24 protein-coding genes and 1 pseudogene are annotated in these 25,223 nt (G+C 62.8%); 19 read left to right on the top strand and 6 right to left on the bottom strand.

All coding sequences use genetic code 11. The features are described 5' to 3' along the window. Positions 1 to 41: 41 nt before the first annotated feature. Positions 42 to 3,404, top strand: a complete 3,363-nt coding sequence (locus AT700_RS19390) for a diguanylate cyclase (protein WP_003086577.1) — start codon at positions 42 to 44, stop codon at positions 3,402 to 3,404. 3 nt (positions 3,405 to 3,407) lie between these two features. On the opposite strand, the gene AT700_RS19385 is transcribed toward AT700_RS19390, so the two are convergent. Then, complete coding sequence (locus tag AT700_RS19385; RefSeq protein WP_003106595.1) at positions 3,408 to 4,409, bottom strand: AraC family transcriptional regulator; 1,002 nt, start codon at positions 4,407 to 4,409, stop codon at positions 3,408 to 3,410. Positions 4,410 to 4,744: 335 nt separating this feature from the next. On the opposite strand from AT700_RS19385, the gene dctA reads away from it, so the two are divergent. Beyond that, a complete protein-coding gene (dctA, locus tag AT700_RS19380; protein WP_003082442.1) occupies positions 4,745 to 6,055 on the top strand; it encodes a C4-dicarboxylate transporter DctC in 1,311 nt (436 codons plus the stop codon). Positions 6,056 to 6,129: 74 nt separating this feature from the next. Here the strand turns inward: dctA and AT700_RS19375 are convergent, their stop codons facing one another. Then, positions 6,130 to 7,020, bottom strand: coding sequence for a LysR substrate-binding domain-containing protein (locus AT700_RS19375; protein WP_003109209.1), 891 nt, complete (start codon positions 7,018 to 7,020; stop codon positions 6,130 to 6,132). Positions 7,021 to 7,221: 201 nt separating this feature from the next. Between AT700_RS19375 and AT700_RS19370 the strand changes: the two genes are divergently transcribed. The 4 genes from AT700_RS19370 to AT700_RS19355 all read left to right on the top strand — a co-directional run bounded on the left by AT700_RS19370 (position 7,222) and on the right by AT700_RS19355 (position 11,378). Continuing rightward, entirely contained in the window at positions 7,222 to 7,851 is a 630-nt protein-coding gene (locus tag AT700_RS19370; protein ID WP_003082444.1) for a glutathione S-transferase family protein, read from the top strand. Continuing rightward, the gene (locus AT700_RS19365) at positions 7,848 to 8,867 is read left to right on the top strand and encodes an LLM class oxidoreductase (RefSeq protein ID WP_003112461.1); all 1,020 of its coding nucleotides are present in this window, start codon (positions 7,848 to 7,850) and stop codon (positions 8,865 to 8,867) included. The genes AT700_RS19370 and AT700_RS19365 overlap by 4 nt, the downstream gene beginning before the upstream one ends. A 101-nt stretch (positions 8,868 to 8,968) precedes the next feature. After that, positions 8,969 to 10,108 carry an acyl-CoA dehydrogenase family protein gene (locus AT700_RS19360; RefSeq protein WP_003082447.1) on the top strand — a complete coding sequence of 380 codons (1,140 nt, stop codon included), beginning with the start codon at positions 8,969 to 8,971 and terminating at the stop codon, positions 10,106 to 10,108. 88 nt (positions 10,109 to 10,196) lie between these two features. Continuing rightward, on the top strand, positions 10,197 to 11,378 hold the full coding sequence (locus AT700_RS19355; protein ID WP_003082450.1) for a CaiB/BaiF CoA transferase family protein: 1,182 nt from the start codon (positions 10,197 to 10,199) through the stop codon (positions 11,376 to 11,378). A gap of 1 nt (position 11,379) precedes the next feature. Here the strand turns inward: AT700_RS19355 and AT700_RS19350 are convergent, their stop codons facing one another. From AT700_RS19350 to AT700_RS19340, 3 genes and pseudogenes are all read right to left on the bottom strand, one after another. Further along, positions 11,380 to 11,877 (bottom strand): SprT family zinc-dependent metalloprotease, encoded by a 498-nt coding sequence (locus AT700_RS19350; RefSeq protein ID WP_003116346.1) that lies wholly within the window; start codon positions 11,875 to 11,877, stop codon positions 11,380 to 11,382. 167 nt (positions 11,878 to 12,044) lie between these two features. Continuing rightward, positions 12,045 to 12,643: pseudogene (locus AT700_RS19345) on the bottom strand (Yip1 family protein). A 158-nt stretch (positions 12,644 to 12,801) separates the two neighbouring features. Next, the gene (locus AT700_RS19340) at positions 12,802 to 13,395 is read right to left on the bottom strand and encodes a DNA-J related domain-containing protein (protein WP_033994994.1); all 594 of its coding nucleotides are present in this window, start codon (positions 13,393 to 13,395) and stop codon (positions 12,802 to 12,804) included. Between the two features lie 745 nt (positions 13,396 to 14,140). On the opposite strand from AT700_RS19340, the gene AT700_RS29735 reads away from it, so the two are divergent. The 3 genes from AT700_RS29735 to AT700_RS19335 all read left to right on the top strand — a co-directional run bounded on the left by AT700_RS29735 (position 14,141) and on the right by AT700_RS19335 (position 16,573). Continuing rightward, positions 14,141 to 14,467: a helix-turn-helix transcriptional regulator gene (locus AT700_RS29735; protein WP_071535631.1), complete on the top strand. Its 327-nt coding sequence runs from the start codon at positions 14,141 to 14,143 to the stop codon at positions 14,465 to 14,467. Further along, positions 14,412 to 15,401, top strand: coding sequence for a reverse transcriptase family protein (locus AT700_RS29730; RefSeq protein ID WP_078801527.1), 990 nt, complete (start codon positions 14,412 to 14,414; stop codon positions 15,399 to 15,401). The genes AT700_RS29735 and AT700_RS29730 overlap by 56 nt, the downstream gene beginning before the upstream one ends. 956 nt (positions 15,402 to 16,357) lie before the next feature. Then, positions 16,358 to 16,573 (top strand): DNA-binding protein, encoded by a 216-nt coding sequence (locus AT700_RS19335; protein WP_022581007.1) that lies wholly within the window; start codon positions 16,358 to 16,360, stop codon positions 16,571 to 16,573. Positions 16,574 to 16,578: 5 nt separating this feature from the next. On the opposite strand, the gene AT700_RS19330 is transcribed toward AT700_RS19335, so the two are convergent. Beyond that, complete coding sequence (locus tag AT700_RS19330) at positions 16,579 to 16,797, bottom strand: hypothetical protein (protein ID WP_048521249.1); 219 nt, start codon at positions 16,795 to 16,797, stop codon at positions 16,579 to 16,581. Between AT700_RS19330 and pflM the strand changes: the two genes are divergently transcribed. The 10 genes from pflM (at position 16,796) to ttcA (ending at position 25,195) form a co-directional block, all read left to right on the top strand. Then, on the top strand, positions 16,796 to 17,083 hold the full coding sequence (pflM, locus tag AT700_RS29720; RefSeq protein WP_033980247.1) for a lysogeny maintenance protein PflM: 288 nt from the start codon (positions 16,796 to 16,798) through the stop codon (positions 17,081 to 17,083). The genes AT700_RS19330 and pflM overlap by 2 nt on opposite strands. Positions 17,084 to 17,598: 515 nt before the next feature. Beyond that, entirely contained in the window at positions 17,599 to 18,033 is a 435-nt protein-coding gene (locus AT700_RS19320; protein WP_023127899.1) for a hypothetical protein, read from the top strand. A gap of 121 nt (positions 18,034 to 18,154) precedes the next feature. Then, on the top strand, positions 18,155 to 18,406 hold the full coding sequence (locus AT700_RS19310) for a hypothetical protein (protein ID WP_023127901.1): 252 nt from the start codon (positions 18,155 to 18,157) through the stop codon (positions 18,404 to 18,406). Between the two features lie 12 nt (positions 18,407 to 18,418). Further along, positions 18,419 to 18,667, top strand: coding sequence for a major capsid protein (locus AT700_RS19305; RefSeq protein ID WP_023127902.1), 249 nt, complete (start codon positions 18,419 to 18,421; stop codon positions 18,665 to 18,667). A 135-nt stretch (positions 18,668 to 18,802) separates the two neighbouring features. Beyond that, positions 18,803 to 20,089, top strand: coding sequence for an attachment protein (locus AT700_RS19300; protein WP_369810305.1), 1,287 nt, complete (start codon positions 18,803 to 18,805; stop codon positions 20,087 to 20,089). Between the two features lie 4 nt (positions 20,090 to 20,093). Next, on the top strand, positions 20,094 to 20,450 hold the full coding sequence (locus AT700_RS19295; RefSeq protein ID WP_003114150.1) for a DUF2523 family protein: 357 nt from the start codon (positions 20,094 to 20,096) through the stop codon (positions 20,448 to 20,450). A 3-nt stretch (positions 20,451 to 20,453) separates the two neighbouring features. Then, the gene (locus AT700_RS19290) at positions 20,454 to 21,728 is read left to right on the top strand and encodes a zonular occludens toxin domain-containing protein (RefSeq protein ID WP_023127904.1); all 1,275 of its coding nucleotides are present in this window, start codon (positions 20,454 to 20,456) and stop codon (positions 21,726 to 21,728) included. 228 nt (positions 21,729 to 21,956) lie between these two features. Next, positions 21,957 to 23,249, top strand: a complete 1,293-nt coding sequence (locus AT700_RS19285; RefSeq protein WP_012614376.1) for a hypothetical protein — start codon at positions 21,957 to 21,959, stop codon at positions 23,247 to 23,249. Further along, positions 23,249 to 24,265 carry a tyrosine-type recombinase/integrase gene (locus tag AT700_RS19280; RefSeq protein ID WP_012614375.1) on the top strand — a complete coding sequence of 339 codons (1,017 nt, stop codon included), beginning with the start codon at positions 23,249 to 23,251 and terminating at the stop codon, positions 24,263 to 24,265. Before AT700_RS19285 ends, AT700_RS19280 begins: the two co-directional genes overlap by 1 nt. A gap of 105 nt (positions 24,266 to 24,370) precedes the next feature. Further along, a complete protein-coding gene (ttcA, locus tag AT700_RS19275) occupies positions 24,371 to 25,195 on the top strand; it encodes a tRNA 2-thiocytidine(32) synthetase TtcA (protein WP_003082462.1) in 825 nt (274 codons plus the stop codon). Positions 25,196 to 25,223 lie beyond the last annotated feature (28 nt).

The raw sequence follows: 25,223 nt of genomic DNA, 5'->3' as shown, positions 1-25,223 counted from the left end.
TGGCGCAGTTCCTTTGACGCAGGTACCGGGGATTCGAGCGGATGTTCAGTGGCAAAACCGACGACAGGGGCTTGTGGGCGGGCATCCAGGCCGGTGTGCTGTTCTTTCTCGCCGCCCTGGCCTGCATCTACCTGTCGCGCCAGCCTGCCACCATCGCGGCGATCTGGCTGCCCAACGCGATCCTCACCGCCGCCCTGCTGCGCGCGCCGCTGCGCCAGTGGCCGGCGATCCTGCTCTGCTCCGCCGTGGCCAACCTGGCGGCCAACCGCCTGTATGGCGACAGCCTGTGGATGAGCGCGGCGTTCCTGCCGGCCAACCTGAGCGAAGCGATCTTCGCCGCGATGCTGTTACGCATCAACCGGGTGCGCGAGGACTTCGAATTCAACCTGCATTCGGCGGTTCGCGTGCTCTGGGCCGGCGCGCTGATCCCGCCCTTGCTCGGCGCCTCGGTGGGCGCGGTGCTGGTCAGCGTCTTCGGCATGGGGCGTTTCCCGGAAATGTGGGCGCGCTGGTACGTGGGCGATGCGATGGGCATGCTCGCGCTGCTGCCATTGTGCATGGCCAGCAACCTGGCGGCCTGGCGTCACGCTCTGTCGGGGCGGGCGGGAGTGGACAACGCGATGCTCCTGCTGGTGACCCTGGTGATCAGCTTCGTGGCCCTGACGCGCCTGCCCTACGCCTTCATCTACGTGCTCCTGCCGCTGCTGGTGGCCGCCGCCAGCACCAGCGTGTTCGGTACCGCGCTGATCGGTTGCCTGAACACCTGTTTCATCGCCGTGCTGATCGCCCTCGGCGTGTTCGTCCCCGAGTCGTCCCAGCAACGTTTCGGCGAGCCGCTGCTGTACCTGCCGATGGCCTTGACCCTCATTCCCGCCTTCCTGGTCTCGGTGATCATGGAGCGCAGCCGCCGCGAGCAGCATCAGGTGGCCATCGGCGAGGCGCAGTTCCGCGGCGCCATGGAATTCTCGGCGATCGGCATGGCCCTGGTGTCGCTGGAGGGGCGGCTGTTCAAGGTCAACGAGGCGCTGTGCCGGATGCTCGGCTATTCCGCCGAACGCCTGGGCGAGCTGTCGTTCCAGGAGATCACCTATGTGGACGACCTGGAACTGGACCTCGACCTGGTGCGCGACCTGCTCGCCGGGCGTATCAACTCCTACCAGATGGAGAAGCGCTACCTGCGCCAGGACGGCGAAACCTTCTGGGCGCGCATCAGCGTGTCGCTGGTGCGCGACGAGGAGGGAGTCGCCCAGTACTTCGTCACCCAGGTGGAGGATATCGACAGTCGCAAGCGTGCCGAGCTGGAGCGCGAGCGCCTCGCCGAACGGATCAAGCTGGCCACCGACGCCGGGCAGATCGGCATCTGGGAGTGGGACCTGGCGCGCAACCGCCTGCACTGGGATTTCCGCATGTTCGACCTGTACGGCATCCGCAGCGGTCCCGGGGAGACCACGGTGGAGCAGTGGAAGGCGAGCCTGCATGCCGAGGATCACGACCGCGTGCTGCGCGAGCTGGAGCGCGCCGTCAGCGGGTTGCAGAAATTCGACTGCGAGTTCCGTATCGTCCGCCCCAACCGCGAGGTTCGCCACCTGCGGGCGATCGCCACGCTGACGCGCGACGAGGACAACCGTCCGGTGCGGATGATCGGCATCAACAGCGACATCACCGAGATCCGCACCCTGGCGGAAACCCTGCACGAGGAAAAGGAACGCCTGCAGGTGACCCTGTATTCCATCGGCGATGCCGTCTTGACCACCGACGCCGGCGGCCGCGTGACCTTCATGAACCCGGTGGCCGAGGCGATGACCGGCTGGACCTTGCAGGACGCCATCGGCGCGCCCCACGAACTGGTCTTCAACGTGCTCGACAGCGACACCGGCGAGGCCCTGGAAAGCCCGGTGCGACGCTGCCTGCAGAACACCCGGGTGTTCTACCTGGAGGACGGCGCCACGCTGATCAGCCGCAAGGGCGAGCAGCACGATATCCAGAATTGCGCGGCGCCGGTGCGCACCCGCGATGGCGAGATCATCGGCACCGTGCTGGTGTTCCAGAACGTCACCAAGGCCCGGGCGATGCAGCGCGAGCTGAGCTATCACGCCTCCCACGATGCCCTCACCGGGCTGTTCAACCGCACCAAGTTCGAGGAGGAGCTGCAACGCGCCCTGGCCAACGCCCAGGAGCGGGCGACCCAGCATGCGCTGTGCTTCATCGACCTCGACCGCTTCAAGGTGGTCAACGATTCCGCCGGGCACGCGGCGGGCGACATGCTGCTGCGCGAGCTGAGCCGGATTCTCGCCGACCGCACCCGCGCCTCCGACACCCTGGCGCGGCTGGGCGGCGATGAGTTCGGCCTGCTGCTGTTCGATTGCGACCTGGCGGAGGCGGAGCAGGTGGCGAGCAAGCTCATCGAGCAGATCTGCTCGGTGCGCTTCCCCTGGGAAGGGCGGCTCTACGACGTGGGCGCGAGCATCGGTATCACCGCCCTTACCGCCACCTCGCGCAGCACCAGCGAACTGATGAGCCAGGCCGACGTGGCCTGCTACGCGGCCAAGCATGCCGGGCGCAACCGGGTTTCGGTGTACCAGTTCGGCCATGAGGAAGTGGAGCGCCAGCACCGCGACATACTCCTCGCCAGCGGGCTGCGCGAGGCCCTGGAGAACGACCGCTTCCAGTTGCAGGCGCAGGAGATCGTCCCGGTCGGCCCCCGCCGCGACGGCGACCGGCACTACGAGCTGCTGCTGCGACTGTACGATCCGGATGGCCAGATGACTCCGCCGGGCGCCTTCATCCCGGCCGCCGAGCGCTTCAACCTGATGGCCAGCATCGACCGCTGGGTGATCAACGAGGCGCTGATCAACTTCGGCGCGCGGATCGCCGCGGTGGAGGGCCTGAGCATCGGCATCAACCTGTCCGGCAACTCGCTCAACGACCCGCTGTTCCTGCCTTACCTGCTGGATCGCATCGAACACTCGCCGCTGAGGCCGGAGCGCCTGTACTTCGAGCTGACCGAGACGGCGTTGATGAACCAGTTGTCGGTGGCTTCGCGGATCGTCGCCAAGCTGCGCGACCTCGGCTGCAAGGTGGCGCTGGACGACTTCGGCTCCGGCCTGAGTTCCTTCAATTACCTGAAGAATTTTGTCGTCGACGTGATCAAGATCGACGGCAGCTTCGTCCGCAACCTGGACAAGAGCCCGGTGGACCAGGCCATCGTCGACTCCATCAACCAGATCGCCCACCGCCTGGGCGCGGTGACCGTGGCCGAGTTCGTCGAGAGCCGGGAAATCCTCGATCACCTGGCGCGCCTCGGGGTGGATTTCGCCCAGGGCTACGCGGTCGGTCGGCCGCAGCCGTTCGCCACGGTGCTCGACCAACTGCGCAGCGGGCTTCGTCGCCAGGAGCTGGGCTGAGCTTCAGGCTTCCGCCTGGTGCCGGTACGCGCCGGGGGTGAGGCCGGTCCACTTCTTGAACGCGCGATGGAAGGCCGAGGGCTCGGAAAAGCCGAGCTGCTCGGCGATGTCCTGGATCGATAGCTCGTCCCGACCCAGGTGGTAGATCGCCAGGTCGCGGCGCAGGTGGTCCTTGAGTTGCTGGAAGCTGCCGCCTTCCTCGCGCAGGTGGCGTCGCAGGGTCTGCGAACTCATGTGCAGTTGGCGGGCGACCTGGTCGAGGTCTGGCCAGCGCCGGCAGTCGCGGCCGAGCAGGCGGCGGATCTGGCTGGTCAGGCTGTCGCCGCCGTCCGGGCGCGCCAGCAGGTCGGCGGGAGAGTGCTGGAGGAACTGCTTGAGGGTGCGTTCGTCCTGCAGCAGCGGCATGCCCAGGTAGCGGGCGGCGAACAGCAGGCTGGTGCAGCCGGCGGAAAACCGCCGGGGGCAGGGAAACAGCAGGTCGTACTCGGCCTGGTGGTCCGGCGCCGGGTAGCTGAAGGTGGCTTCCTCCAGGCGGATGCGCTGGCCGATCAGCCAACTGGCGAGGCGGTGCCAGATCACCAGCAGGCTTTCGGCGAGGAAGTGATCCGGGTCCGACAGGTGGCGTTCCTCGAGGCTCAGGCGCACCAGGTCGCCGTCGCGCCGCAGGTGGATCAGCGGCGCCTGGGGGAACAGGCCGTAGAACAGTTCGCCGCGCTGCAGGGCCTTTTCCAGGGTCCGGCAATGAATCAGGGTGTGGCACATCATGGCGAAGGTGCCGCGCTTGCTGCGGACTTCGCCGAAGCCCATGTATTCGTCGTCCAGCACTTCCCAGAGCAACTGCATCAGGCGGGTGAACTGCTCCGGCGCGATGCGTGCCCGCGGTTCGTCCAGCAGGGCCGGCTGGATGCCGGCGCGACGCAGCAGGGCGGGGCCGTCCAGGCCTTGGCGCGTGGCCCCGCGCAACGCGGCGCGGACGAAATGGCTGGCGATGGTGCGCTCACGCATGGCGGCGTCCTTGTTGTTGGAACGGCGATGGTAGGGCGCCACCCGGAAGACGACAAGGGTGGTGGCGGACTCCCGCCATGCTCGCGCGGCACAGCCGGCCCGCCGGGCGGTAATCCGCCACGCTTAGCCCGCTATGCAATTTTCATTTATTATTTAACTTGTTGATATATAAGGATTTTATTTAGAGAAAGAGCATCCTGGCACAGCCTCTGCAATGCCTGGGCAAGGTTCCGCCGCGGCGGTTCACGACAAAAAATCTCCCCAGCAAGGGGGGTAACGCTACCGGTGAGCGCGTTCCAGGGAACTGGCGAAGCGCCCCCGTGAGGACTCTGCCCATGACCAAACAACCCTTCTACAAGAGCCTGTACGTGCAGGTTCTGGTCGCCATCGCCATCGGTATCGCGCTCGGCCACTGGTACCCGGAAACGGCGGTGGCGATGAAGCCGTTCGGCGACGGCTTCGTCAAACTGATCAAGATGGCCATCGCGCCGATCATCTTCTGCACCGTGGTCACCGGCATCGCCGGCATGCAGAGCATGAAGTCGGTCGGCAAGACCGGCGGCATGGCGCTGCTGTACTTCGAGGTCGTCTCCACCGTGGCCCTGATCATCGGCCTGGTAGTGGTCAACGTGGTCCAGCCGGGCGCCGGCATGCACGTCGACCCGAACACCCTCGACACCAGCAAGATCGCTGCCTACGCCGCTGCCGGCGAGAAGCAGAGCACCGTCGACTTCCTGATGAACGTGATCCCCGGCACCGTGGTCGGCGCGTTCGCCAACGGCGACATCCTCCAGGTCCTGTTCTTCTCCGTGCTCTTCGGCTATGCCCTGCATCGCCTGGGCAGCTACGGCAAGCCGGTGTTCGAGTTCATCGAGCGCGTCTCCCACGTGATGTTCAACATCATCAACGTGATCATGAAGGTCGCCCCGATCGGCGCGTTCGGCGCCATGGCCTTCACCATCGGCGCCTACGGCGTGGGTTCGCTGGTGCAGCTCGGCCAGCTGATGCTGTGCTTCTACATCACCTGCATCCTGTTCGTGCTCATCGTCCTCGGCGGCATCGCCCGCGCCCACGGCTTCAGCATCCTGCGCTTCATCAGGTACATCCGCGAGGAACTGCTGATCGTGCTGGGCACCTCGTCTTCCGAGTCGGCTCTGCCGCGGATGATCGACAAGATGGAGAAGCTCGGCTGCAACAAGTCGGTGGTCGGCCTGGTGATTCCCACCGGTTACTCCTTCAACCTCGACGGCACCTCGATCTACCTGACCATGGCCGCGGTGTTCATCGCCCAGGCCACCGATACGCCGATGGACATCACCCACCAGATCACCCTGCTGCTGGTGCTGCTGATCGCTTCCAAGGGCGCCGCCGGCGTCACCGGCAGCGGCTTCATCGTGCTCGCCGCGACCCTTTCCGCCGTCGGCCACCTGCCGGTCGCCGGCCTGGCGCTGATCCTCGGCATCGACCGCTTCATGTCCGAAGCCCGCGCGCTGACCAACCTGGTCGGCAACGGCGTGGCCACGGTAGTGGTTTCCAAGTGGTGCAAGCAGCTCGACGAGGGCACCTTGCAGCGCGAACTGGCCGGCGAGGGCAACGCTTCGTCGCCTGCCAGCGATATTCCGGTGGGCGGCCGCGAAGCGGTCTAAGCTCAAACCTGTTCGGCAGGGGGAAGTGAAGAGCTCCCTGCCGCCCTTCGAACCCGCCCTCGTGGCGGGTTTTTTTATGCCTCGGCGGCGGCCTGCTCGCGCAGCCAGGCGAGGAACAGCGAGAGGGGCGCTCGTTGCGCCGCTCCTGGCAGGCTCACCGCGTAATAGGCGAAGCGGCTCGGCCAGGGCCGCTCGAGGGCGACCGCCAGGCGGCCGCTGGCGATCTCGGCGCGGGCATGGATCTCCCGTACCAGCGCGATACCCTGGCCGGCCTCGGCGGCGCGAACCAGCAGCAGGTCGTCGGCGAAAGCCGGACCTCTCTCGCTGCGCGGGTCGTCCTCCACCCCCATCGCCCGCAGCCACAGGCGCCAGTCATTGCGCTCCGACTCCTGCAACAGCGGGTAGGCCAGGCAATCGATCGCTTCGCGGATCTCAGGGCCTTCCGCCAGCAGGCGCGGGCTGGCCACCGGGATCAGCGGCGGGGCCATCAGCGCCTGCACGTCGAGTCCGGGGTAGTCGCCGAGCCCGTGGCGGATGGCGACGTCGATTCGTTCCCGGCGCAGGTCGGCGAGCAGTGCCGTAGCCTCCACGCGGACTTCCACCTGCGGGTGCGACGCGCTGAATTGACCGAGGCGCGGCACCAGCCAGGTGGCGGCGAAGGAGGGCTCGGTGCTGACCGTGAGGGTCTGGCGGGCATTGATCGCCTCCAGCTGGGCAAGGCTCGCGGTGATCTGCTCGAAGGCCTGGCGGAGGCCGGGATAGACCTGCTCGCCCTCCGGCGTCAGGCGCATGCCATGGCTGAAGCGCTGGAACAGGACGACGCCGGTGCGCGCCTGCAGAGCCCTGAGCTGCTGGCTTACCGCGCCGGGAGTGACGCCCATGGCCGCGGCCGCGCGGGTGAGATTGCCATGGCGGGCGGTTTCGACGAAAGCGCGTAGCGCGAGGAGCGGGAGGACGGCACCCATGAATTCAGTTTTTCTATAAACAGGTTGTAGAAAGGATCGTTTTTCATCCGCCGACCCGGGCTTCAGCATGTGTGGCGAAACGAGAGACTTTAGCCTAGCTGCTTTCTTCGGTGTGCGGGAAGCGGCCGAGGCGGTTTCCCCGGTCGGCGCCGCCCCCATCGCCCAGGCGCCGGATAGTCCAGCGCTGCAAGGATACTTGCCATGCCTTCCCTCCAGCTCTACAGCGACAGTTCACCCAACGGATTCAAGATCACCATCGCCCTCGAGGAACTGGGGCTGCCCTACGCACTGCACCACGTTCGCATCGACCATGGCGAGCAACGCCGCCCGGAATTCCTGCGCCTGAATCCACATGGCCGGATACCGGTGCTGGTAGACCGGGCCGCCGGCATCACCCTGTTCGAGTCGGCGGCGATCCTGCAGTACCTGGCGGAGACCAGCGGGCGGTTGCTTCCCGACGCCCCCCGGGAACGCTGGGAGGCCCTGACCTGGCTGACTTTCCATGCTTCCAGCATGGGGCCCATCCTCGGCCAGCGCGTGCATTTCGAGATCTTCGCCGAAGAGCGGTACCCGCCGGCCATCGAACGCTATCGGCGGCTCTCCGAGGAGGTTTTCGCCACCCTCGACCAGCGCCTGGCCGGACGGTCCTGGCTGGCCGGTGAGCAATACTCCATCGCCGATATCGCCACCTTCGGCTGGACCCATACGGCGCGGATCGTCGACTTCGACTTCAGCCATTATCGCCACCTGGACGACTGGCACCGGCGCATGGCCCTGCGGCCTGCGGTGCAGCGCGGGATCCTCCTGCCGGAACCGGCGGTGGGTCCATGAGCGCCCTGCTGCAAGGCGCCTCGGCGCCGGCCTTCGTCGGGCACCCTGGCTATCGGCGCATGTTCGCCGCAGACGCGCTGACCCTGGGCCTGTTCCTGCCGTTGCGTTTCTACCAGGGCGACATGCGGGTGCTGCTGGGCCAGGCGCGGCTGGTCGAAGAAATCGATCGACTGGGATTCGCCGCCGTCTGGGTACGCGACGTACCGCTGTTCGACCCACGCTTCGGCGATGCCGGACAAGTGTTCGACCCGTTCACCTACCTTGGCTATCTGGCCGCGCGGACCCGCCGTATCGCCCTGGCCACCGGCAGCGCGGTGCTTGCCCTGCGCCAACCGGTCGACCTGGCCAAGGCCGCGGCGAGCGTCGACCGGTTGTCCGGCGGACGCCTGGTGCTGGGCCTCGCCTCCGGCGACCGGCCGGTGGAGTTCCCCGCCTACGGGTTGGAGCATGCGCAGCGCGGCGAGCGGTTCGCCCAGGGCCTGGACTACCTGCGCCAACTGCTGCACGGCTGCCGGCACGTCGCCTCGCCGCTCGGTACGCTGGACGACGCCGAACTGTTGCCGCGTCCGCCGGCCGGCGCCATCCCGCTGGTCGTCACCGGCTCCGCGCGGCAGCCGGCGGACTGGCTGGCACGCCAGGCGGATGGCTGGCTGACCTATCCGGAGTCGACTGTCGATGCGTCCGGACCACGTCGCCTGGCCCGGAAGATCCGCGCCTGGAGGATGTCCATCGCGGACGGCGGGTTCCGCCCGCACATGACCAACGAATGGCTGGACCTGGTGGACGACCCGGCGTATCCGCGTACGCCGTTGCACGGCGGCTACGTCCTGCGCACTGGGCGCAACGGCCTGATCGAGCTGCTCGGCGAATGGCGCGCGGCGGGCGTCAACCATGCCGCCCTGGGCATCCAGTTCGCCGCCAGGCCGGCAGCGGAAGTCATCCAGGAACTGGCCGAGGAGGTGCTGCCGTTGTTCCCGTCCCACCCGGGCGTGCAGCCGGCGAGCATGGACTGGTAGCTGACCGATTCGGTCAACCGAGCCTGAGCGCTCGCGTCATTGAGGGCGCCGGCCGGCGCCGCCTACCCTGCGGAACCACTGACCGCAGGGAGTCCCCGTACATGCAACGGCAGATCTTCGAGACCGAACACAACCTGTTCCGCGATGCCTTCCGCGCCTTTCTCGACAAAGAGGTGGTGCCGCACCAGGACGCCTGGGAAGAGGCCGGGGTGGTCGACCGCGCTGTCTGGAGGAAGGCGGGGGAGATGGGCTTCCTGCTGCCCTGGGCGGACGAGGAGTACGGTGGCGCCGGGCTCAAGGACTTCCGCTACGAGCAGATCATGTGCGAGGAGCTGGCGCGGATCAACGAGCCGGGCTTCATGATCCCGCTGCACTCGGCGTTGTGCGGGCCGTACATCGCCGAATACGGTAGCGCCGAGCAGAAGGCCCGCCTGTTGCCGGGGATCGTCCGTGGCGAGACCATCCTCGCCGTGGCCATGACCGAGCCGTCCGCCGGCTCCGACCTGGCCGGCATGCGCAGCACCGCGGTGGACAAGGGCGACCACTGGCTGCTCAACGGCTCCAAGGTGTTCATCTCCAACGGCCTGCTGGCCGACCTGGTGATCGTCGCGGCGAAGACCGATCCGGCGAACAAGCACGCCATGGGCCTGTTCCTGGTGGAGCGCGGCATGCAAGGCTTCGAGCGCGGGCGCAACCTGAAGAAGCTCGGCATGAAGAGCCAGGACACCGCCGAGCTGTTCTTCAACAATGTGCGGGTGCCGAAGGAAAACCTGCTGGGCGACGCCAAGGGCGGCTTCTTCTACCTGATGAACATGCTCGCCCAGGAGCGCCTGACCAACGCCTGCGGCGCGGTGGCCGGGGCCGAGGCGGCGTTGCAGGCGACCATCGACTACGTGAAGGAGCGCCAGGCCTTCGGCCGGCCGGTCGCGCACTTCCAGAACACCCGCTTCAAGCTCGCCGAAATGCGTACCCAGATCGACGTGGCGCAGGTCTTCACCGACCGCTGCGTGATGGACCACAACCAGAAGAAGCTGTCCCCCGAGGTCGCCGCCGAAGCCAAGCTGTTCACCACCGAGCTGCTGGGCAAGGTGGTCGACGAAGGCGTGCAACTGCATGGCGGCTGGGGCTACATGTGGGAGTATCCGATCTGCAGGATGTACGCCAACGCCCGCATCCAGCGGATCTTCGCCGGTACCTCGGAGATCATGAAAGAGATCATCAGCCGCGGCATGAAGCTCTGACGCCACGGCCATGTCGCGCCGCGCGGCGGGTGGATAGGCTGCTCGGCAGGCGATCCCGACCAATGCCCGGCGACCCAGAGGAGGGAGCATGAAAGGCCCGTTGTCATCGTTGAAAGTGCTGGATTTCTCGACCCTGTTGCCGGGGCCGTTCGCCTCGCTGCTGCTGGCCGACATGGGGGCGGACGTGCTGCGCGTGGAGTCGCCCGGGCGCATGGACCTGGTGCGGGTGCTGCCGCCGCACGTCGACGGCACCTCGGCCAGCCATGCCTACCTGAACCGCAACAAGCGTTCCATCGGCCTCGACCTGAAGCGGCAGGGCGCGCGCGAGGTGGTGCTGGAGCTGGTACGCGAATACGACATCGTCCTCGAACAGTTCCGTCCGGGGGTGATGGACAAGCTCGGCGTCGGCTACGAGGCGCTGAAGGCGGCGAACCCGCGGCTGATCTACGTGGCCATCACCGGCTACGGCCAGACCGGGCCGTACCGCGAGCGCGCCGGGCATGACATCAACTACCTGGCGCTGGCCGGCGTCGCCAGCTACACCGGGCGCCGCGAGCGTGGCCCGTTGCCGCTGGGGGTGCAACTGGCGGACCTCGCCGGTGGTTCGCTGCATGGCGTGATGGGCCTGCTGGCGGCGGTCATCCACCGACAGCAGACCGGCGAGGGGCAGTTCGTCGACATCAGCATGACCGACTGCGCCTTCAGCCTGAACGGCATGGCCGGTGCAGGCTATCTCGCGGCCGGGGTCGAGCCGGAGATGGAGGCGCTGGCGCTGAACGGCGGCAGCTTCTACGACTACTACCGCACCCGCGATGGCCGCTGGTTCTCGGTGGGCAGCCTGGAACCGCAGTTCATGCAGCAGTTCTGCGCCGCCATCGGCCGCCCGGAACTGGCCGCCCGCGGCCTGTCGCCGAAGCCGGAAGAGCAGCGGGCGCTGAAGCGCGAGATCGAGATGGAGTTCGAGAAACGCGACTTCGCCGAATGGCAGGCGGTGTTCGCCGCCCTGGATGCCTGCGTGGAGCCGCTGCTGCCGCTCTCCGAGGCGCTGGAACACCCGCAGTTGCAGGCGCGCGGGCTGGTCGCCCGGGTGCCGCTGGCGGACGGCGGCAGCCAGGCGCAGATGGCCTGTCCGATCAAGTTTTCCGCCGGCCTGCCGGCGCCTCGCCACATCGGCGCGGCGCTCGGCGCCGACACCGTGGCGGTGCTCGAAGGCCTGGGCTACTCCGCCGAACGGATCGCCGAGCTGAAGGCGGCCGGGGCCATCGCCTGAATCACTCGCGGAGCACTTCGCCGGTGAACACCAGGGTCGCCTTGCAGCGCCGGCAGTAGTAGCGGCGCCCCTTGGCCACCAGGGTGTGGCGTTGCGGGGAGAACGGGAAGTCGTTGTGCTCCGGGCAATGGCAGCGGTACAGGTAGCGGGTGGTGACGCGGCGCTTGACCGCGTAGGTGTGGCAGCGGTCCGGCGGCAGGCCGTAGATGCCGCGCATGATCAACTGCCACTCCTCGCCGTGGGGGCGGATGCGTGGGCCGAACAACTGGTGCGCGATCAGGTGCGCGACTTCGTGGGCCACGGTCTGTTCCAGGAAGTGCTCGCGGTTCTCGCGGTACAGCTGGGGATTGAAGCGCAGCAGGTTCTCGTCGAGATGGGCGACCCCGGCTTTCTGGCCGCGCAGGCGGAAGCTGACGGTCGGGCGGGGGAAGCTGCGTTGGAAGAAGTGTTCGGCCTGCCGATAGCAGGCCTCGACGCGGGCGTTGAGGTGTTCGGGCATTCGGGAAGACTCCAGCAGCGGGCGATTATGCCGGAGACAGGAGGGCGGGCGCAGGCGTCGGGACGACCGCTCGTCCGGGGTGCAGGATCAGGCAAGCGCGGCGGCGGGCAAGAAAAAACCGGGCGGCGGTTGCCCGCGGCCCGGTCGTACGATGCGTTCGCTGGACGTCAGCTGGTGTATTCCGGGCCGACCCCGCTGCCCCAGAGGATCACCGACAGGGCGATCATCGCCACCAGCACCACCAGGCCCACCGCCAGCACCGAGCTGGAGAACAGGAAGCCTTCGTCCTTGTGGATGTTCATGAAGGTGGGAATCCCCACGTAGAGCAGGTAGACCGTGTAGCTGATCGCCGCCACCCCGACGATCATTCCCAGCCAGAGGTGCGGATACAGCGCCGCCAGCCCGGCGATGAACAGCGGCGTGGCGTTGTAGGCGGCGAACACGATGCACTGGGTCAGGCTCGGGTTGGCGTCGTAGGTCCGCGCCATCCAGTGGATGAACGCGCCCATCACCGCCACCCCGGCGAGCATCGCCAGGTAGGTGAGGACCGTCATCTGCAACGCGCTGGCCTGGGTCAACTTGACCGGATCGCCGCCGCCGACCACCCAGCCGACCTGGGTCGTGCCGATATAGGCGGAAATCGCCGGAATGGCAGCCAGGATCAGGATGTGGGTCAGGTACATGTGGCTGATGCTTTCTTCTTCGCCACGGATTTCCTGCCATTCCTGATCGGGATGGGTGAAGAGCCCCATACATGATGGATCATGCCGTTTCCTCCTCGTTCTTATGTGGTCGCCCCCCAGCGAAGCGCCGGGCGCGCATGGACAGCGCCACCCGGTGCTCGGCCGACCTATGCGACCTTATGTCGCAGTATAGGAACGGCCCGAGCCCGCGTCGCTCGCGGGTTTAGAGCAAATCGAAGCTTCACGGCCGGCTGTAATAGCGTTGCAGTATTTCCATTGCCTTGTTGATCGATTGCAGGCGCGCAGTGCTGCCGCCGCGGTCGGGATGGTGCTGGCTGACCAGTTGCCGGTAGCGCAGCTTGATGGCGGGATAGTCGACCGCGCCCTCCAGCTCGAACAGGGCGAGGGCGGCAGCCTTCTCCTCGCTGCCCTGCATGCGCGTCCAGAAACTCTGCAGCAGCCGCTCGACGTCGGCCTCGCTGGTCTCCCCCAGGTGACGCAGGTCGAGGTAGTAGTCGCGCAGCGGATCGCCCTGTTCCAGCGCCTGCGTGCCATCCACGTAAGGATGCAGGCGCAGGCTCAGCGGGCTGATCTCCAGGTGCGCCTCGTGCTCGGCCCAGAGGTGGTCGCGCAGGTGGTAGAGCGCGTTGAACAGGAGGAAATGGGTGCGGAACAGCACCAGCTTGTCGGCCAGTTCGCGATGGGGGATATGCGTCGAATGGCGGGCCTTCAGCAGCTGGATCAACTGGTATTCGGAAAGCCCCTCGGGATGCTCGCGCAGCAGGCAGAGGATCTGCCCGGCGAGGTCGAGGCGGTGGTCGAGGTCGGGAGTCATGAGGCAAGACTAGCATCGGGCGTCGGGAGGGGCTGGGGTCGGCGTCGCTTTGTGCGTAGAAGTGCAGAGCCGTTTGGGGTGTTGGTCATAACTGGCCAACGCTAGGCAATGCTGGGTGGGGGGCTTGTGTTGGGATTCATCATGTGGTCATTACTGGCCATTGTTAGCCAGTGATTTCGACACTTTTTCGACACGTGCCAACATCTCCCATGAAAAATAATTTCGCTATCAGCGAAAATTATTTTGACTTTCGTGAAGCATCCTGAGACTATGAGTCTGCGGTCGATGATTTCTCGATTGCTGTTGGTGCTTCGACACCGTGGAGGCCTTGAGTCTCTAATTTTTGGCCCCGACGTGGCGCGTGGTATCGCGTGTGTCATCGGATCGGCCTAGTCAGGCTTCGTCGAGAGCACGAAGCCAGGTGGTTTCAGCGAGGGGGAAAAGTACAGTTCAATCATCCGTCATTGGGCTTGTAAAGGTTGCTTCGAGAGGTTGGCTCACACCCGTGAGCCAACGCAAACCCTTACAGGAGCTTTTAAATGCAACCTAATGACGAAAAAACCGCAGAACTGTGCCTGGTTAAACAGAAGGCAAAGAAGCGATCTAAGCTACTCAATGCTTGTTTCAGCTTGGTTAAGCTGCTTGTGATATGGCTTCCACTGATTGATAAGTTTTGGAGTAAGATTGCTTCATGGCTTGATGAATAACCTACCCCGCTGTTGCCACATCCATATGAGGTGTGCAAATGCTGTGCAAAGCACTTAAATTAATCCGTTCCTATTACGATATGTCCCAGACCGAGTTGTCGGCTGAGTTAGGCCTTTCAAACTCATATTTGTCTGAGATTGAATCAGGTAAGAAGCAGCCCTCAATAGATCTGCTGCAGAAATATAGCGATTACTTCGACATCCCTTTATCTTCAATTCTTTTTTTCTCTGAAAATCTTAACTCCCCTCGACCAACAGACTCGTTGCGCCTTGGAATAGCTAAAACTATTGTTTCTTTGCTTGAATGGAATGAAAAGCGAAATGCAGCCAGGGAAAAGCAAAAGAGTAGAGCGCAAGCCAGATAACAGTTTAGAATTAGATCAGTGCAGGCTTTACAAGATCGGATCGGAAAAACGCCTGGCGGAAATCTTAGGTCTTAGCTTGCAAGACCTACGACTGCTATTAAGGTCCGAAAGTAACTATAAGAAATTCACAATTTCCCAGTCTGAGAACCCATTCACTAAAAAGCCCCGGAAAAAGCGCGCAGTCCAAGTGCCTATGAATAGGCTTCGGCGGGTCCATGCTAAGATCTTTTCTTTTCTTCGTCGTGTAAAATATCCGGACTATGTGCAAGGCGCAGTAAAAGGGCGATCTTATCAAACAAATGCTGCGTTTCATGCCAGATCAAGGCAGACAGCAACCTTCGATATAAGTAAGTTTTATGAGTCCACTAAATATCATTTGGTTCACGAGTTTTTTTTAGGGGCATTGAAATGCCCAACAGATATTGCAGGAAAATTAGCACGCCTAGTTACCTGCGATGGAGTTATGCCTACAGGCAGTTTGCTTAGCCCGTTGTTATCCTTTTGGGTTGCCAAGGGTATGTTTGATGAGTGCGCGGCGCTTGCAGAAACATATGATCTAAAATTCACCTGCTATATAGATGATTTAACTTTCTCTGGTGACCGAATACCTCGCGAGCTTAAGTCTAAGCTAAAGATAATTGTAAGCAGGTATGGCTACAAACTGGCGATAGAAAAAACAAAGGTTTTTAGATTTGGCGCTCCTGCGCATATTACCGGGGTAGTTAAACTAAACGGTGAGCTTGTCGTCCCGTTTGCTCGACTCATGGCGGCTCGGCGAATTTCTGATGCTCTCGATGGAAAGAGTCCTGACTACGGCTACACAAAAAATGAGCTTAAAAGAAAACTTGCAGGAACAATAGCTGAGGCTGCTACTATTGATGGCAATCGTTTTAGTAAGTGGGCTGCATTTGCGCAGAAGGAAGCTAGAGATTAAGAGTCTTCTATGTAGCTTGATAAAGATTAGTTTAAAAGCCTGGCTTATATAAGTTTAAATTTCAGACTGTGGACAGCTTCGGCTGACTCCATCTCTAGTTTTCTGGGTTGGACTTCGATTATTCTGCTCTGTCCAGAACTTGCACGCGGGGCTATTTAGTCTATTCAGACGTTCATTTTCGGCTTGTTCTTGAAGACGTTTTTTTTCAGACTCGTTTCTATGTTGGGCTGTGCGTTGTCTGATGGCTTCGGCATCTTGTCGCATTCGTTCGCTAGAGCGTTTCATCTCCTGGCCAGCCTCATAGAGATATCGCTCCGCTACAGCTTTGGCGATTGCGAGTTCTATCCCATCCTTTAGTAAGCCACCGAGGGTCACGCCAATAGTGATTATGGCTAGCCATTCGAAGCGCCCAATTGCGTGAACGCGGGGTGCCCAAGGGGCACGAATTTCATCTGTATCAACCTGCATGGGTTCCCTTTCCTGATAGTTGGCTTCACGCCAATCCTTCAACAATCCCGCCTTTCTCGGGCATACCAACGCCTAGCCACTTCCTGTGTGATCGCTATCCCGCGCTTTGACTGGTCAAGTTTCGGTTGGCTTCGTCGTAGTCAGGGCTTGTTTGCCCAATCTCCGGCATGACTTCGCCTGTGGTAAGCCACCATCGATATGCAGGGTAGACACTGCCGAGGATTTCAATCTCGTCCGCGCCCACTCTGGCCTTCCCTCGCTTGATGCTTACCCATCGGTTGTAGTCCGTCGCGCCTGCTCTGGTCAGGGCGCTTAGGTTACTACGGCCAATCAATAGCAAAGCTCTATCTGTAATGCTCATTTAATAGGTATTAATCATTATTTGGACTATGTACATGACATAGTCCAAGAGCTATTGTTTGCACATAGTCAATGGACATAGTCCAAGACCATAGTCCTCTATAGACCAACATAGTGCAGCAAAGGCCATGGAAGTGGAAGAAATCAAGGCTCAAGACCTTCGCGCGGCGCCCCCGGTGTTGCCGTGGCGGGACTTCGCGAACTGGATTGGCATGGGGGAAGACCACGAAACCGTCCGTGGATGGATTCGTAAGGGCTATCTCCCCGCGCACAAGATCGGCAAGCACGTGATGGTCAATGTTGCGCTCTTCACCCATCAGCTGATGGAAAAGGAGGAGTTCTGATGCTGTCAGGCAACCCTATCCATGCGCTGCTGACCTTCTTGGAAGGCTATCTGCTGCAAACGGCACAGCACCCTAGCGAACCCTTCGACCGCGCCCTGATGCTGATCGATGGCCTCATGGACGCCGGCTACCTCTCCCAGCCGGAAGAATCCTATCTGACCGACCTGCGGGTTGAGGCTCTCGCCTGGGGTCGTGCTCGCCAAGATAAGGAGGAAGCTGACCATGTCGTCTCCGAATTACTTGCGCCAAACCCACGCCCCGGACTGCGCCTGCTCTGTGTGCTGGTCCGCAAGGCAGGTCATCCCATTGCACAGCCCGTCGCCGTGTCCGGACTGCCGGCCCCCTGGGCTGCCCTATCGGGAAGATGGCCGCTGGCTCTGCCGTCCCCGTTCCTTCTGCGCGAAACACGACCCGTCCCGGCGTCCGCCGAAGTACTGGCACGTTGTGTACGACAGCGGGAAACCCACGCCCTTTGTGCCCGTGCGCGAAGCATTCCAACTGGAGGGCTGACCCATGCTCGCTGACACCCTGAAAGCGCTGCTCCTGTTCTGCCTGATCCAGGCCGCCCGCACCGTGGCCGATCCGGTCAAGGGCCGCGCTCCCGGCTCGTCGGAACAGCTTTACCGTTCCGGCGAACGGAAGCACGGGCGCAGCGCACCCTTGAACGCCTCCCCCCTGAAACAGCCTCCGCTGGGGAGTGTGGGGCAGCTCCTCCGCCCCGCGCTCCCGAGCCCTCGGCGGCAAGAGCGGGATGACAAGGGCAGAGCCCTTGGTGTTGCTCTGCGGGTTCCAAGGGGAAGCGTTCCCCTTGGCCGTCGGAGACGACGTTGCGATAGGGATCGTTACCCGAATGGGCTGAGACGAACACCCGTGGTTGGCTTGGTTCGCTAGCGAATAGAGCCCGGCCCGAAGGGGTCGCCCCACAAATCACTTTCACCCAACACCGCTGAATGAAGGCGAAACAGCCGAATTTGCAGCAGCGGGACAACTCACGCCGAAAAAGGCGAAATGAAGGAGAAACACCGATGAACATGTTTGCAACCCAAGGCGGCGTCGTCGAACTGTGGGTCACCAAGACCGACACCTATACCTCGACCAAGACCGGGGAAATCTACGCCTCGGTCCAGTCCATCGCCCCGATCCCGGAAGGTGCCCGTGGCAACGCCAAGGGCTTCGAGATCAGTGAATACAACATCGAGCCGACCCTGCTGGACGCCATCGTCTTCGAAGGCCAGCCGGTGCTCTGCAAGTTCGCCAGCGTGGTCCGCCCGACCCAAGACCGTTTCGGTCGGATCACCAATACCCAGGTCCTTGTGGATCTGCTGGCCGTGGGCGGCAAGCCGATGGCGCCGACCGCCCAAGCCCCGGCCCGCCCGCAAGCACAGTCCCAAGCCCCGCGCCCGGCCCAGCAGCCGCAGGGCCAGGACAAACAAGACAAGTCCCCGGACGCCAAGGCGTAAGCCCTAGGAGGCCGCGATGCTCCGCTATCTCTCGCTGTTCGCGGTAGGTCTGGCCACCGGCTACGCCTGGGGCTGGATCGACGGCCTAGCGGCCTCCCTGCCTGTTTGAGGACTGATCGCTATGTCAGGCGTTGTCGCTGTGCAGGTGTGTACCGCGTGGACCTCGACCCCCGAGGGCTTTATGGCGTGTCGCGAACTCGCATGGCAGCAGGCCTACCTGATGCCGCCCGAGGCCGCTGGATACGTGGACATCCTGGTCAACGGTGGTTTCTCCCCGGAAGCCTTCGGCATCGGTGCCGCTGGCGTCCTGGGATCGTTCGTGACGGGGCTTTTGATTGGCTGGGTCGCGTCACTTCTTCGTAAAGCCAAGTAGAGAGGAAACACCATGAAAGCAATGAAGCAACGCATCGCCAAGTTCAGCCCGGTCGCCTCGTTCCGCAACCTGTGCATCGCCGGTTCCGTCACTGCCGCGACTTCGCTGCCGGCCTTCGCCGCAGTGATCGACACCAGCGCGGTGGAATCGGCGATCACCGATGGGCAGGGCGATATGAAGGCCATTGGCGGCTACATCGTCGGCGCCCTGGTGATCCTGGCCGTCGCCGGCCTGATCTACAGCATGTTGCGCAAGGCGTAACGGGTGCTCTGGTCGGTGTGGTTGGGGGCGTTCTTCGCCGGCGCCTTCATCACCGGGTACCGGACCGGCGAATTCTTCTAACCGAACAGACCGAGGCGGAAGCCCCCTCCGGAGTTTCCGGCAGGGGGCTTTTTCATGGGTGACTGGATGAGTAACAACGCACGTTCCGGCCTTGGCCGACTTCTTTCGCTGCTGGGTCTGCTGGTCTCTCTGCTGTGGCATCCCTTGGCGAGCGCTGAAATCTATCGATGGAAAATTGATATAGGTGGGCGGCCTACGGCCTTCTTTCCATCCTATGCAGCAGCTTGTCAGTCCTACTTTGATACTTGGTCTCCTGAGTACAGAAAGACCATGAATAGGGTTAACGACAGGTGGGTGCAATGCATTGTCCATATAGGTGTTAACAGTTATTCGACTGATGCTGTTTTGACTGGCGATAGCTGTCCTTCAGAGCAAGAACTCGATCCGGCCGATGGCGCCTGCAAACCGCCGCCCGAAGAATGCAAGGAAGGCGAACTGTTCCCGGCCAAGGGCCCGGACTCGCCTGTTGTCACCTCGGGCGGGCGGAACTATGTCGGCGACGGCGGCGCACCGAGCGCCTGTTATCAAAGCTGCGAGTACGGCGGCAACCCCAGCCCGGCCAGTTGCTATCTGGTCAAAGGCTCCACCACGACCGGCTTCTGCAATTACATCCTCAAGGGCACCGGACAGAATTGCGGTGCCGATTCCTACACCTTCGCGCAGACCGGCGATTCGCTGAACCCACCCGACACCCCGAACACCGATCCTTCCGACCCGAACGACCCCGGCTGCCCGCCCGGCTGGTCGTGGTCGGGGACTACCTGCGTCAAGACCCCGACCGATCCCACGGATCCAACCGACCCGACCACGCCGGGGGGTGATGGCGACGGTGGCGGCGATGGCAATGGCGGTGGAAACAACAACGGCGGCGGCAATGACGGTGGCACCGGCAATGGCGGCGACGGCAGCGGGGGAGGGGACGGCAACGGCGGGGGCGAGGGTAGCGGCGACGGTGACGGCAGCGGCACGGGCGGCGATGGCAACGGTACATGCGACCCGGCGAAAGAGAACTGCTCCACCGGCCCCGAAGGCCCCGGCGGCGAACTCAAGGAGCCCACGCCCGGCACCTGGGATGACGCCATCGCCACCTGGGAAAAGAAGGTCGAGGAAGCCAAGCAAGAACTCAAGACCAAGGTGAAGGCCAACGTCGATCAGATGAAGGGCGCCTTCGACCTCAACCTGGCGGAAGGCGGCGGGCAGCTGCCCTGCGAGTCCATGACCATTTGGGGCAAGTCCTACTCCCTCTGTATCTCCGACTACGCCGGCCAACTCTCCAGCCTGCGCGTGGCGCTGCTGCTGATGGCCGCGCTGATCGCCGCCCTCATTCTGCTGAAGGACTGACCCTATGGAATGGCTCTCCGGTTTTCTCGATCAGATCATCGCCTTCTTCCAGTGGATCTGGGATTTCTTCGCCCAAGGCATCTATGACTTCGTGCGCGACGGACTGGTGGTCGCCACCAAGGCGTCGATGTACGCCGCGCTCCAGACCCTGATCCTGCTGATCGATGTCAGCTACACCGCCGCCCGCGAACTGATCGACAGCCTCGGCGTGCCGCAGATGATCCGCAGCATGTATGCCGCGCTGCCGGGGCCGATTGCGGCGGGGCTGGCCTTCTTCGGCGTGCCGCAGGCGTTGAACATCATCATGGTCGCGGCGGCGACGCGCTTCTGCATGCGCTTCGTGCCGTTCATTGGGAGGTGATCCGTGTCGATCAAGATCCATCACGGCCCCAATGGCTCCTACAAGACCTCCGGCGCGATCCAGGATGACGCCGTGCCCGCGCTGAAAGACGGACGGGTGATCATCACCAACGTGCGCGGCTTCACCCTGGAGCGGGCCTATCAGGTCTTTCCGGACCTGCCCAACACGGCGGAGATCATCAACCTCGATCTGGAGTCGCTGGAAGACCTCGAAAAGATGCGCACGTGGTTTCAGTGGGCGCCCCGCGGGGCCTTCCTGATCTTCGACGAAACCCAACTGCTGTTTCCCAAGTCCTGGCGGGAAAAAGACCTCGAGCGTTTCGACTACCCCGGTGGACCGGAAGCGGCCCACGCCGCCGACCGTCCCATGGGCTGGCTCGACGCCTGGACCCGGCACCGGCATTTCAACTGGGACATCGTCCTCACCACGCCGAACATCTCCTACATCCGCGACGACATCCGCATGACCTGCGAGATGGCCTACAAGCATTCCAACCTCGCGGTGATCGGCATCCCTGGCCGCTACAAGGAGGCCCAGCATGACGCCCAACTCAACCGTCCGCCCGCCGATGGCACCATCATCGAATACAAGCGAATCCGAAAGCAGACCTTCGCCCTCTACCAGTCCACGGCCACCGGCAAGACCCAAGACACCAAGGCGGGCAAGAGCCTCTTCCGGTCGCCTAAGCTGGTTCTTCTACTGGCATTGCTGGCCGGCACTATTGGCTTTGTCTGGTATATGGGGCCTCTGCGCACGATTGGCGCTCCGGCTGCTGCGACACCTGCCGACGCTCCTGGCGACCCTGCTCAAGCCCCTGCTGCGCCCGCTGCTGTGGCTGCTCCAACGCGTCCTGCTGCGAATAGCTTTCTTCCTCCTGGGCTTGTACCTGATGGGCCTGCTGCTGCGCCTGTTGATCTGAACGCCCATCCCTTCGCCGATCGGCGGATCTCCATCCTTGCCCACGCCTACCGCAAGTCGCGGGGCGACATTTACATGTTCGCCCTGGACGATCCCACGGGCCGGCGCCTGGAACTCACCAGTTGGCAACTGATCGGCTCCGGCTACCGGGTAACGCCCAAGGGCGAGTGCGTCGTAGAGCTTCGCTATGAGGAGTGGAAACAGACCGTCACCTGTACCGGGAGGCAGCCCGGCGCGGTGGCCAGCGTCGTTCCGGCAGCGCCTGTCGCCGCGTCCGCAGACGCACCGGCCAGGGGCCAATCGCCGCTGACCATCGTCCCCGATTCCGAATATGCCTCGCGGCCCTGGAGGCACAAATGATCGATTGGGAATTCCTCGTTCCGGTGGCGATGGGCTGGGCGCTGCATCACTGGTGGTCGGTGATGACGGCGCTAGCGGCGGTAGGGGTGCCGCCATGAGGGGCGGGCCGCGCCGCCGGCCGGGAGCGCAAGGCATGAGCGATAGGCCGAAGGCGCGGCCGACGCCCCTGTAACACGTCAGATAAGCACCCCGCGATTTGGACATTAATGGACATTGTTAGGTGAAACCATGAAGAAAGTGACCCATCAAAACCGCCTCCTGCTGCAACCCGACGGACAACTGCTGGATTCCCCCAAGGGACGGCTCTTCGTTGATTCCATGACGGGGGCGTTCACTGATCTGTCAGGCGTGCGCATTCTGCGTTGCGGCGTGGATACGGTGCGGCAGTTGTACAACGGCAAGTTGCGCCCGGAAGTCATGGCGCTGTTTGACCTCTCGGTGGATGTGGTCGAGTTCGCCGGCTACGAATGGTCCAAGGGCCGTATCGGTCGCGACTCCGGCTATCAGTACCGTCTGCAGAACGCAGAATTGGGGCTGATCCTGCTGATCAAGAATCACAACATCAAGGTCGATACCCTTGGCTCGCACCTCAAGATCGAGGTGTCGCCCCATGCCCTCGACGGTGCCGACCCGCATATCCTCCAGGGCGTGCTGGATGACTTGGCCGCTGCCGTGCTGAGCCACTGCGAGACCAACCAAGCCGCTGTGCATATCGCCCTGGACGTACAAGGCTGGAAACCGCCTCGCGATCTGGTGGATCGCATGCATTGCCGCTCGCGTCGGGTGCGGCAAATCAGCGGGATCGAGCGGATCGAATTCGACGGCAACGCCTCGGTCTACGGGCGTGGCGAGACGTACATGTTCGGCTCGGCCAACGGCCTGCAACTGTCGATCTATAACAAGACCCTCCAGGCTCGGGCCACCGACAAGCTCGACTATTGGGAAAGCGTGTGGGCCACCCTGAACGGGGATCCGTTCGGCGATGGCGACCCGGCCTATAACCCCCTGGAAACGGTGTGGCGGCTCGAATTCCGCTTCCATCACTCCATCGTCCAGCAGTTCTCCGAAGGCTCGCGTATGGCCTCGGGGGAGGTCATTGGCTGCCGCACCTATGAGGGGCTTTGCCCGCACCTGCAAGGACTGTGGAACTACGCCTGTGAAAGCTTCAAGCTGCTGAGCCGGACGGCGGTCTACGATCCGTTCTGGAGCCTGATCAGCCAGGACGCCCGCGTCCAGGTCGAGTGCGATCCGCTGATCGAGCGCACCGAGTACCGGCGCTATTACAAGACCGCCAAGGGCTTCAGTGGGCGTAACTGCGAGATGTTCCTCGGCCAGTTCATCAGCCTGATTGCGCGGGAGCGCATCCCTGCAAAAAAGGCTATTGAGTCCGCCCGCAAACTGGAGTTCTGGCACGTTATCGAAGACCACTATCTCGCCAAGGGTTGGACTCGTCGCGATCTGGAAAGGCATATCCACAAGCTCATGTGTGATCGGTATCTACGGCGGGGATACGCGATCTGATGGCGATCACCAAGCTTGAGGATGGCCGCTGGCTGGCCGACGTTGAACCGATCAAAGGCAAGCGTTTTAGGAAGCGTTTCAAGACCAAGGGCGAAGCCCAGCGGTTTGAGGCGATGGTGCGGACAAAGCATGCGCGACAGCGGGAGTGGAACCCCGTTCAGCAAGATAAGCGACTGCTGTCGGAACTTATAGAGCGTTGGTATGAATTGCATGGGCACTCGATTACCAGCGGGAGGCGTCGTAAGAATCTGCTATTGCTGATCGCGTCTCGCCTGGGCGACCCGGTGGGGCAGAGGTTCACCACTGCTGATCTGGTCGCGTTCAGGAAGCGTGAGTTGGAGGAGGGCGCTTTACCTAGGTCTATCAACGTTCGCTATTCGTATCTGAAAACAGTATTCACCGAGCTTCGTAGGCTCGGCGATATCGACTATCCGAATCCTTTGGATCGTCTCAAGCCGTTGAAGCCTCAACAGTCGGTTGTATCGTTCCTGTCTAAGGATCAGGTAGCGGTGTTGGTGTCAGCGCTCCGGGACTATTCGACCTTTCCCCACTTGGCATTGATTTCAGAGGTCTGCTTGGCGACGGGGGCTCGCTGGTCGGAAGCGCAAGGGTTGACTCTGCCCATGGTCCGGGATGGATCGGTGGTCTTCTCCAATACCAAATCAAAGCGTGTTCGATCCGTACCAATCTCGACAGACTTGCAGGCTCGACTTGAGAAATATTTCGCCGGTCGGAATCGCTTTCCCTCTTGTCGGGAGGCGTTTGCACGGATGGTGAAGCGTTGCGGTATCGTACTGCCAAGAGGGCAGTGCACCCATGTGCTACGCCATACGTTCGCTTCCCACTTCATGATGAACGGTGGAAACATCCTGGCGCTGAAAGAGATTCTTGGGCATTCGTCGCTGAACATGACCATGCGCTATGCGCATTTGTCGCCGGAATACCTGCGGGACGCTATTCGACTCAACCCGCTGGCGGATTTCGACAGTTCTTCGACACTTGCCGAGACGTCCTAGATTTTTCCTTTGCATATCAATTAGTTATGAGCGCTGATTCGGCTTTGCCGATTTGTGCGTAAAATAGCCAGCTTTTCTCCTCGAACACCCGGATTCCAGAGCACCATGGGCACCCTTTCGGTCAATCAGAACAAACTGCAGAAGCGCCTGCGCCGCCTGGCCGGCGAGGCCATCACCGACTTCAACATGATCGAGGATGGCGACAAGGTCATGGTCTGCCTGTCCGGCGGCAAGGACAGCTACACCATGCTCGACATCCTGCTCTACCTGCAGAAGGTCGCGCCGATCCGCTTCGAGATCGTCGCGGTGAACATGGACCAGAAGCAGCCCGGTTTTCCCGAGCACGTCCTGCCGGAGTACCTGAAGTCGATCGGCGTGGAGTACCACATCGTCGAGAAGGACACCTACTCGGTGGTCAAGGAGAAGATCCCGGAAGGCAAGACCACCTGCTCGCTGTGCTCGCGCCTGCGCCGCGGCACGCTGTACACCTTCGCCGACGAGATCGGCGCGACCAAGATGGCCCTCGGTCACCATCGCGACGACATCCTCGAAACCTTCTTCCTCAACATGTTCTACGGCGGCACCCTGAAGGCCATGCCGCCGAAGCTGCTGGCCGACGACGGGCGCAACGTGGTGATCCGGCCGCTGGCCTATTGCAGCGAGAAGGACATCGAGGCCTATTCCCAGCTCAAGGAGTTCCCGATCATCCCCTGCAACCTCTGCGGTTCGCAGGAGAACCTGCAGCGCCAGGTGGTCAAGGAAATGCTGCTGGAATGGGAACGCAAGTCGCCGGGGCGTACCGAGATCATGTTCCGCGCCCTGCAGAACGTGGTGCCGTCGCAACTGGCCGACCGCAACCTGTTCGACTTCGCCAACCTGCGCATCGACGAGAACGCCACGCCGCGCTTCCTCGACGTGATGAACCTCTGAGCCGCGCCGCGGGTCAGTTCTTCTCTCC

The sequence above is a fragment of the Pseudomonas aeruginosa genome (assembly GCF_001457615.1).
GTDB lineage: Bacteria > Pseudomonadota > Gammaproteobacteria > Pseudomonadales > Pseudomonadaceae > Pseudomonas > Pseudomonas aeruginosa.
Note: the sequence above shows the minus strand (reverse complement) of the source record. Positions and strands in the feature narration are given on the sequence as shown.

Bases quoted from the DNA above. Each gene is read 5' to 3' on its own strand.
- pflM (WP_033980247.1), top strand. From the start codon at position 16,796: ATGTCGTCTCCGAATTACTTGCGCCAAACCCACGCCCCGGACTGCGCC.
- AT700_RS19390 (WP_003086577.1), top strand. From the start codon at position 42: ATGTTCAGTGGCAAAACCGACGACAGGGGCTTGTGGGCGGGCATCCAG.
- AT700_RS19280 (WP_012614375.1), top strand. From the start codon at position 23,249: ATGGCGATCACCAAGCTTGAGGATGGCCGCTGGCTGGCCGACGTTGAA.
- AT700_RS29730 (WP_078801527.1), top strand. From the start codon at position 14,412: ATGAAAAGCGAAATGCAGCCAGGGAAAAGCAAAAGAGTAGAGCGCAAG.
- AT700_RS19360 (WP_003082447.1), top strand. From the start codon at position 8,969: ATGCAACGGCAGATCTTCGAGACCGAACACAACCTGTTCCGCGATGCC.
- AT700_RS19365 (WP_003112461.1), top strand. From the start codon at position 7,848: ATGAGCGCCCTGCTGCAAGGCGCCTCGGCGCCGGCCTTCGTCGGGCAC.
- AT700_RS19285 (WP_012614376.1), top strand. From the start codon at position 21,957: ATGAAGAAAGTGACCCATCAAAACCGCCTCCTGCTGCAACCCGACGGA.
- AT700_RS19320 (WP_023127899.1), top strand. From the start codon at position 17,599: ATGAACATGTTTGCAACCCAAGGCGGCGTCGTCGAACTGTGGGTCACC.
- ttcA (WP_003082462.1), top strand. From the start codon at position 24,371: ATGGGCACCCTTTCGGTCAATCAGAACAAACTGCAGAAGCGCCTGCGC.
- AT700_RS29735 (WP_071535631.1), top strand. From the start codon at position 14,141: ATGCTGTGCAAAGCACTTAAATTAATCCGTTCCTATTACGATATGTCC.
- AT700_RS19370 (WP_003082444.1), top strand. From the start codon at position 7,222: ATGCCTTCCCTCCAGCTCTACAGCGACAGTTCACCCAACGGATTCAAG.
- AT700_RS19385 (WP_003106595.1), bottom strand. From the start codon at position 4,409: ATGCGTGAGCGCACCATCGCCAGCCATTTCGTCCGCGCCGCGTTGCGC.
- AT700_RS19335 (WP_022581007.1), top strand. From the start codon at position 16,358: ATGGAAGTGGAAGAAATCAAGGCTCAAGACCTTCGCGCGGCGCCCCCG.
- AT700_RS19295 (WP_003114150.1), top strand. From the start codon at position 20,094: ATGGAATGGCTCTCCGGTTTTCTCGATCAGATCATCGCCTTCTTCCAG.
- AT700_RS19305 (WP_023127902.1), top strand. From the start codon at position 18,419: ATGAAAGCAATGAAGCAACGCATCGCCAAGTTCAGCCCGGTCGCCTCG.
- AT700_RS19300 (WP_369810305.1), top strand. From the start codon at position 18,803: ATGGGTGACTGGATGAGTAACAACGCACGTTCCGGCCTTGGCCGACTT.
- AT700_RS19340 (WP_033994994.1), bottom strand. From the start codon at position 13,395: ATGACTCCCGACCTCGACCACCGCCTCGACCTCGCCGGGCAGATCCTC.
- AT700_RS19375 (WP_003109209.1), bottom strand. From the start codon at position 7,020: ATGGGTGCCGTCCTCCCGCTCCTCGCGCTACGCGCTTTCGTCGAAACC.
- dctA (WP_003082442.1), top strand. From the start codon at position 4,745: ATGACCAAACAACCCTTCTACAAGAGCCTGTACGTGCAGGTTCTGGTC.
- AT700_RS19310 (WP_023127901.1), top strand. From the start codon at position 18,155: ATGTCAGGCGTTGTCGCTGTGCAGGTGTGTACCGCGTGGACCTCGACC.
- AT700_RS19355 (WP_003082450.1), top strand. From the start codon at position 10,197: ATGAAAGGCCCGTTGTCATCGTTGAAAGTGCTGGATTTCTCGACCCTG.
- AT700_RS19330 (WP_048521249.1), bottom strand. From the start codon at position 16,797: ATGGTCAGCTTCCTCCTTATCTTGGCGAGCACGACCCCAGGCGAGAGC.
- AT700_RS19350 (WP_003116346.1), bottom strand. From the start codon at position 11,877: ATGCCCGAACACCTCAACGCCCGCGTCGAGGCCTGCTATCGGCAGGCC.